The 6,136-nt window shown below is 41.1% G+C and carries 4 protein-coding genes, 1 pseudogene, 1 riboswitch and 1 other annotated feature; all 5 genes and pseudogenes read right to left on the reverse strand.

All coding sequences use genetic code 11. From position 1 onward, the window contains the following. Positions 1–59: 59 nt before the first annotated feature. Positions 60–147: riboswitch (cyclic di-GMP riboswitch) on the reverse strand. 363 nt (positions 148–510) lie between these two features. Further along, entirely contained in the window at positions 511–1,470 is a 960-nt protein-coding gene (locus LZ11_RS12845) for a peptidoglycan-binding domain-containing protein (protein WP_148866365.1), read from the reverse strand. Between the two features lie 367 nt (positions 1,471–1,837). Then, complete coding sequence (locus LZ11_RS02660) at positions 1,838–2,467, reverse strand: superoxide dismutase (protein WP_148866366.1); 630 nt, start codon at positions 2,465–2,467, stop codon at positions 1,838–1,840. Between the two features lie 123 nt (positions 2,468–2,590). Then, positions 2,591–4,162: a leucine--tRNA ligase gene (gene leuS, locus LZ11_RS02665; RefSeq protein ID WP_281282694.1), complete on the reverse strand. Its 1,572-nt coding sequence runs from the start codon at positions 4,160–4,162 to the stop codon at positions 2,591–2,593. Continuing rightward, positions 4,146–5,003, reverse strand: a pseudogene (locus LZ11_RS13130) (class I tRNA ligase family protein); the annotation flags it as partial. The pseudogene LZ11_RS13130 and the gene leuS, both read right to left, overlap by 17 nt. A gap of 50 nt (positions 5,004–5,053) precedes the next feature. Beyond that, positions 5,054–5,262: a binding site (T-box leader), on the reverse strand. A gap of 192 nt (positions 5,263–5,454) precedes the next feature. Continuing rightward, positions 5,455–5,649: a type II toxin-antitoxin system death-on-curing family toxin gene (locus LZ11_RS12980; protein ID WP_222927160.1), complete on the reverse strand. Its 195-nt coding sequence runs from the start codon at positions 5,647–5,649 to the stop codon at positions 5,455–5,457. Between the last annotated feature and the right edge of the window lie 487 nt (positions 5,650–6,136).

Genomic DNA, 6,136 nt, shown 5'->3' on the forward strand with positions numbered 1-6,136 from the left:
ATATCGAAAACAAAAAAGACCCGCCACCGAAAAAGAGAGCGAGCCAGACCGTTTTGGTCAGCGGCAACCAGGCTGTCATAGTGCAAAAGCACCTTAGACCCTATGGCTTTGCGCCCCCACCTTTCGGTGAGTTTGCCCTTTTCGCTGTTTATGTATTTTCTCTTTTTAAATATTTTTACAATATATATTTCTACAAATTCCTTTATTTTCCTGCTGATATATTCATAACCGTAAATTTTTTATCTCCCATTTCCTAAAAAGGGACATAACAAAGCGGGATATTTCCCGCACTTTTGAGTAGAGTCAGCATTTTTAAAAAAGTCTTTTCCATGAAAGCCCGCCATCGCCGGTACGAAGCACTCTCGTTCCTATTTGTGTGGTAATGGAGCTCGGTCCAACAAAAAAGTTAAAAAAAAAGACGGTTTAATAGGCTTTACTTGGGAACTAATCCTTTTCAAGACCTATTAACCGTCTTTTATTTCTTACTTTATTTTACTTTAAATATAATTATTACCTGGCAGCCTTAGCAGCTTCCACGATTGCCTTTACATAACCGTGGGTATCAACTAAGGTTGCACCGGTTACCGCATCCACCATATTTTCCGGGGTTGTTTGTGCAAGTTTTGCCTCTAATTCGCTGATGGTCTTCCCTTTTACGTAATTTACAATTGCTGCGAAGTTCTTATCTATGGGAATCGTAGAACCGGCCTTTGTCTTCATATTATTGCTGTAGTATTCCGCATTGGTTAGCTTCGATCCCAATACATACCCTTCAGGATAACTCTTGCCGAATTCCTGATCGGAATTGGGCACTCCCTTTGCCACATCTTTGGGCATGAACTGGTAGTCATCTATATACGCAGCAACTATTTTGTCCCCCGCCACCGCAGCTATCGCAACCGTAAAGCACTTGGTGCCGTGAGCCGCATAGTCAACCTTCCCTATCTTTACCGCAACTTTTTCACTTTGTGGCACCTGCTGCTGTGTTGGCTGTGCGGGTTTTGTAGCTGCCGTTTGAGCAGGAGCCGGGTTAAGTTTTGCAAGGGTTTTCGGACCTACTATTCCGTCTACCTTAAGGCCGTTTTTCCTTTGGAAGTCCTTTACCGCCGCTAAAGTCTTGGGCCCAAATATTCCATCCACCTTAAGCTTATACCCGCGCTGATTAAGCAGGGTTTGGAGGAATTTTACATCCTCACCATAGGAGCCCAAGGCAAGTAAGCGTTTAATACTATTTACGCTGGAGGTCGTTGTAACGGTAGTTGATTTTTTAACAGTGGTTTGCGTTTGGGTGGATTTGGTAGTCGTTGCCGGTGTCGTTGTGGTTTGTTTTTGGGTTGAGGTATTTTCCGAATTTGTTGCCGCCGAAACGGCATCTACCTTAAAAAATTTGACGCTTTGAACCGGTGCTATGATGGAAAGAGTAAGTGCAACGATCAATGAAAAGGCCACGAGATATACTTTTTTGTTCATACAATACCCCCTTTTAATAAATTATTTTAGTTAATGCAACCCTCAAAATCGAGGGGTTGCATCCTGGAAATAATATGTTCAAATAATCACTTTTACCAATATTATAATATACAAAAGTATAAATTTCAACAAATTTTAAAATGATATGTTATCCCTCTGTGATATTGTCAGGGTGAAATCCATCTGAGAAAATGTAAGCATGAGCGGGGAGATGATTGTTTTGTCACAGGTTGCTGCCGGAGCGGGCTGTAAGGCGAGCACTACACCAGTTCGCAAACCCGCTCACCTGATATTTTCATTGGCGCTTGACATTTCCGAAAAGGGACATAAAAATAGCGGGATATCATCATATCCCGTAGCTTTAGCATTATCGTAATTCTAGGTTATACCAGCTCCTGATCCTCTCCCATCTCTTCTCCGCCACCGTCCAGTCGACGTTTCGCATGAACGCCCTGATGTAATCGGCTTTTCTCGTGCCGTAATCTATAAAGTAAGCGTGTTCGTACACGTCGAGCACCAGTACCGCCATGGTATTCTGAACGACGCCGTGGTCGTGGGCGTCCAGCAGGTAATTGTGAAGCCTGCAGTCGCGCGGGTCGTAGACCAGCACCGCCCAGCCCCTGGCGGAGATCCCTGTAGCCGTAAAATCCTCAAGCCAGCTCTGATAGGAACCGAAATCCTTCTCCAACCGCCTCATCAGGTCTCCCCGGGGCATTCCGCCGGGGCCTCCCAGGTTCTCGAAGTAAAGCTCGTGCAGTATGACCCCGTCTATCGCGTAAGTTTCCCCCTTTTTCAGGCCTCGGAACTCACTGTAAGTGGCGTTCGCCTTCTGGCGGTCGGCCGCAGGAAGCAGGGAACGAATCTCGTTCACTTTGTTCACGTAACCTTTATAAAGGACTTCAAAGTGTTCCAGAATCTGGCACTCGGAAAAGCCCGGCATCATCAAAAGCCTCGGGTTCAAAGGTATGGGGATGATTTTACCTTCGTAAGTCTTCATATCCCTCGCCTCCGGATGAATTGTTGGTCCTTATACATAATATTCGGCGAGGACTTTTCTTGAACCAGGATTATAAACATCCGCTCTTTAGCTCCATCAACTTATGCCGATCTTTTTATATTCCTATTCTACAACTATATTATATATCCTACCGGGCACGTAAACTTCCTTAATGATAGAATTGCCTTTAATGTTTCTACTTATCATTTCATTTTCCATTGCCTTTCCCCTAACGGTTTCCTTTGAAGCATCGGCAGGCACAGTTACTTTTCCCCTTACCTTCCCGTTTACCTGTACCGGTATTTCGATTACGGTATCAATCATTTTACTTTCATCCCATTTCGGCCATTTCTGTTCGCAAATCATTCCGCCGAAGTTTAAAATATTCCAAAGTTCTTCGGTTATATGAGGTGCAACAGGGTTTAATAGTATAAGAAAAGTTTTAAATTCCGGCTTATTTACTCTTCCCAAGTCACAGAACTCATTGACAAGGGACATCAACGACGCTATAGCTGTGTTAAATTTCAGGTTTTCGTAATCTTCACTTACCTTTTTTATAGTTTTATGGATACTGGTTTCGAGTTCTTTTGAATATTCATCTCCGTCAACTAAAAGGCTTTGAAGTTTCCATACGCGTTCTAAAAACCTTCTGCAGCCCTTAACTCCCTCTTGAGACCAGGGAACACTCTTTTCAAAATCCCCTATAAACATCTCGTATAATCTTAAAGTATCTGCACCAAATTCTTCAATCAGTTCATCCGGATTTACCACATTTCCTCTTGACTTAGACATCTTTTCGTTGTTTTCCCCCAAAATCATTCCGTGGGAGGTTCTCTTCTTATACGGTTCGGGAGTGGGAACTACTCCTATATCATACAAGAACTTATGCCAAAACCTTGAATAAAGCAGATGAAGCGTTGTATGCTCCATACCGCCGTTATACCAGTCTACCGGTAACCAGTAATTCAGTACTTCTTTGCCTGCCAGTTCGTTATCGTTATGGGGATCGGTGTATCTTAAATAGTACCACGATGATCCGGCCCATTGGGGCATTGTATCTGTTTCTCTTTCAGCTTTTCCTCCGCACTTTGGACAGGTAGTTTCTACCCATTCTCTAATATTGGCGAGGGGCGATTCCCCCGTATCGGTAGGTTCATAGCTTTCAACTTCGGGCAGTGTAACAGGCAACTGATCCTCCGGCACGGGAACCCATCCGCATTTTTCACAGTGAACCAGTGGTATCGGCTCTCCCCAGTACCTCTGGCGTGAAAATACCCAATCCCTGAGTTTGTAATTGACTTTTCTTCTTCCGATCCCCTTTTCTTCAAGCCACCTGCTTATTTTCTCCTTGGCATCTTTTACATTCAGTCCGTTTAAAAAATTAGAATTAACCATTATTCCTGATTCAATATCCGTATAGGCTTCCTTTTCAACATCTCCACCTTTAACAACTTCGATTACCGGCAGGTTAAACTTTTTTGCAAACTCCCAGTCCCTGGTATCGTGTGCCGGAACGGCCATTATCGCCCCCGTCCCGTATGTCATCAGTACATAATCCGATACCCAAACGGGTATTTCCCTTCCATTTACAGGATTTATAGCCGCAATTCCTTTCAACTCTACTCCCGTTTTTTCCTTCGAAAGTTCCAGTTCTTTCAAAATCCGATTTTTTACTTGCAGCTTCTTTATAAGCATTCACTTCATCAATATTGATTATTCTATGACTCAGTTTTTCTATCAGCGGATGCTCGGGTGCGACAACCATGTAGGTGACTCCGAATAACGTATCGGGCCGGGTTGTAAATACCTTTAACACTTCATCTTCTCCTGATATTTTAAAATCCACTTCCATTCCTTCAGAGCGTCCAATCCAGTTTATCTGCTGAATCTTTACCTTTTCTATATAATCAACGGTGTCAAGATCCTTTATTAATCTGTCCGCATATTCCGTAATTTTTAACATCCACTGATTCTTTTTCTTTTTCACCACTTCTCCGCAGCACCGCTCGCACTTCCCGTTTAGGACCTCTTCATTTGCGAGACCTACTTTACAGTCAACGCACCAGTTTATGGGAAATTCTTTCTTATACGCAAGGCCCTTTTCAAATAATTTTAAAAATATCCATTGGGTCCATTTGTAATATGATGGGTCTGTGGTATTTATCTCCCTCGACCAGTCGAAGGAAAGGCCTAATGATTTTATTTGAGCCTTGAATCTTTCCACATTTCTTTCAGTAACAACTTTAGGATGGATTTTGTTTTTTATTGCATAGTTTTCGGTTGGAAGTCCAAAAGCATCCCAACCTATGGCATAAAGAACATTATATCCTTCCATTCTTCTTTTTCTTGCAACTATGTCTAAGGCCGTATAAGGTCTTACGTGCCCGACATGCAAACCTTCTCCCGAAGGATATGGAAATTCTATGAGCGGATAATATTTAGGTTTTGAAGTATCATCGCTTGCCCTAAAAACACCTTTTTCCTCCCATATCTTCTGCCATTTTTTCTCTATCTCTTTTGGATTATAACCCTTCACTTTCTACTCACCCTCCATATTTCGTAAAAATTAAAAGGGCCTTCCATCCCATTAGAGACGGAACGCCCGCGGTACCACTCTAGTTGACAGTAAAATTTACTGTCCCCTCGATAAGATAACGGATTAACCGGTTAAGGCTACTGGTATTTCACCTTAACAGCTCCGGGACGAGTTCGGTTATAGATTGTCACTGCCTTCTACCAAAACGGCAGCTCTCTGGAAACAATTATAACCTACTACTTCCCTTCATAGCATAATAAATTATTAAAAAATATTCCCAATAGTTTTAGTAAATATTATATATAGTGATACCAAATATTGCAATAGTTTACCGCTAAAAATTTTTTTTAGAACTGTAGGCGGAAATCAAGGCTTTATCACAAACAAGAAAAACAAAGCCTCAAAATTTGCAAAAATTAAAACCCCGCCAAGTAATCGGGGTCTTTCGAAGTTAGTTCCTTTCCAGAGGTCTTATTATCCATTCTTTTATATCTTCCTCATTTATTGATCCATCAACTATTGCAAATCCTAATTCTACTAATTCTTTTTGCGTATAGCTTAAATTGACTCCATTTAGTCTTAAAAGTATAAGCATTACGGCTATACCTATCCTCTTATTACCATCGACGAATCCGTGGTTCCTAATAAGGGCAAAAGATCTTTATACAGTTCTTTCCTTCAAACGTAACAAAAGCCTTATTTATCGCACTTTCTATTGATCTTATATCCCTTATACCACTAAGGCCGCCTATTTTTTCTATTATTTTTTTATGAAATAATATAACATCCTCCAAAGTAACCCATCTAATCAGTAAAGCTCCTTAAATGCCTGCCTATTTTCTTCAATAATAGAATCCATCAGCGTTTCTAATTCTTTCTTATCCTTCGTCTTTAAAAACTCAATAAAGTCTATTACTTCTTTCTTTCTTCTGTAAGTTCATTAAACTCTATTAAGAACTTTTCCGCTAAATTCATAAAATCACCTTGCCTTCATGAAAATCCATCCGTTCTGTATAAATAATTATACTCTAATTTTCTATAAAGTTAAGTCCATATAATTGTGTAAAAAGGGAGTTTTAAAAAAGGGTTGAGCCACCCTCACCCCTCTGGTTAGAATTAAATTGTCAACCCAA

It is taken from the genome of Thermosediminibacter litoriperuensis (assembly GCF_008124715.1).
Lineage (GTDB): Bacteria > Bacillota > Thermosediminibacteria > Thermosediminibacterales > Thermosediminibacteraceae > Thermosediminibacter > Thermosediminibacter litoriperuensis.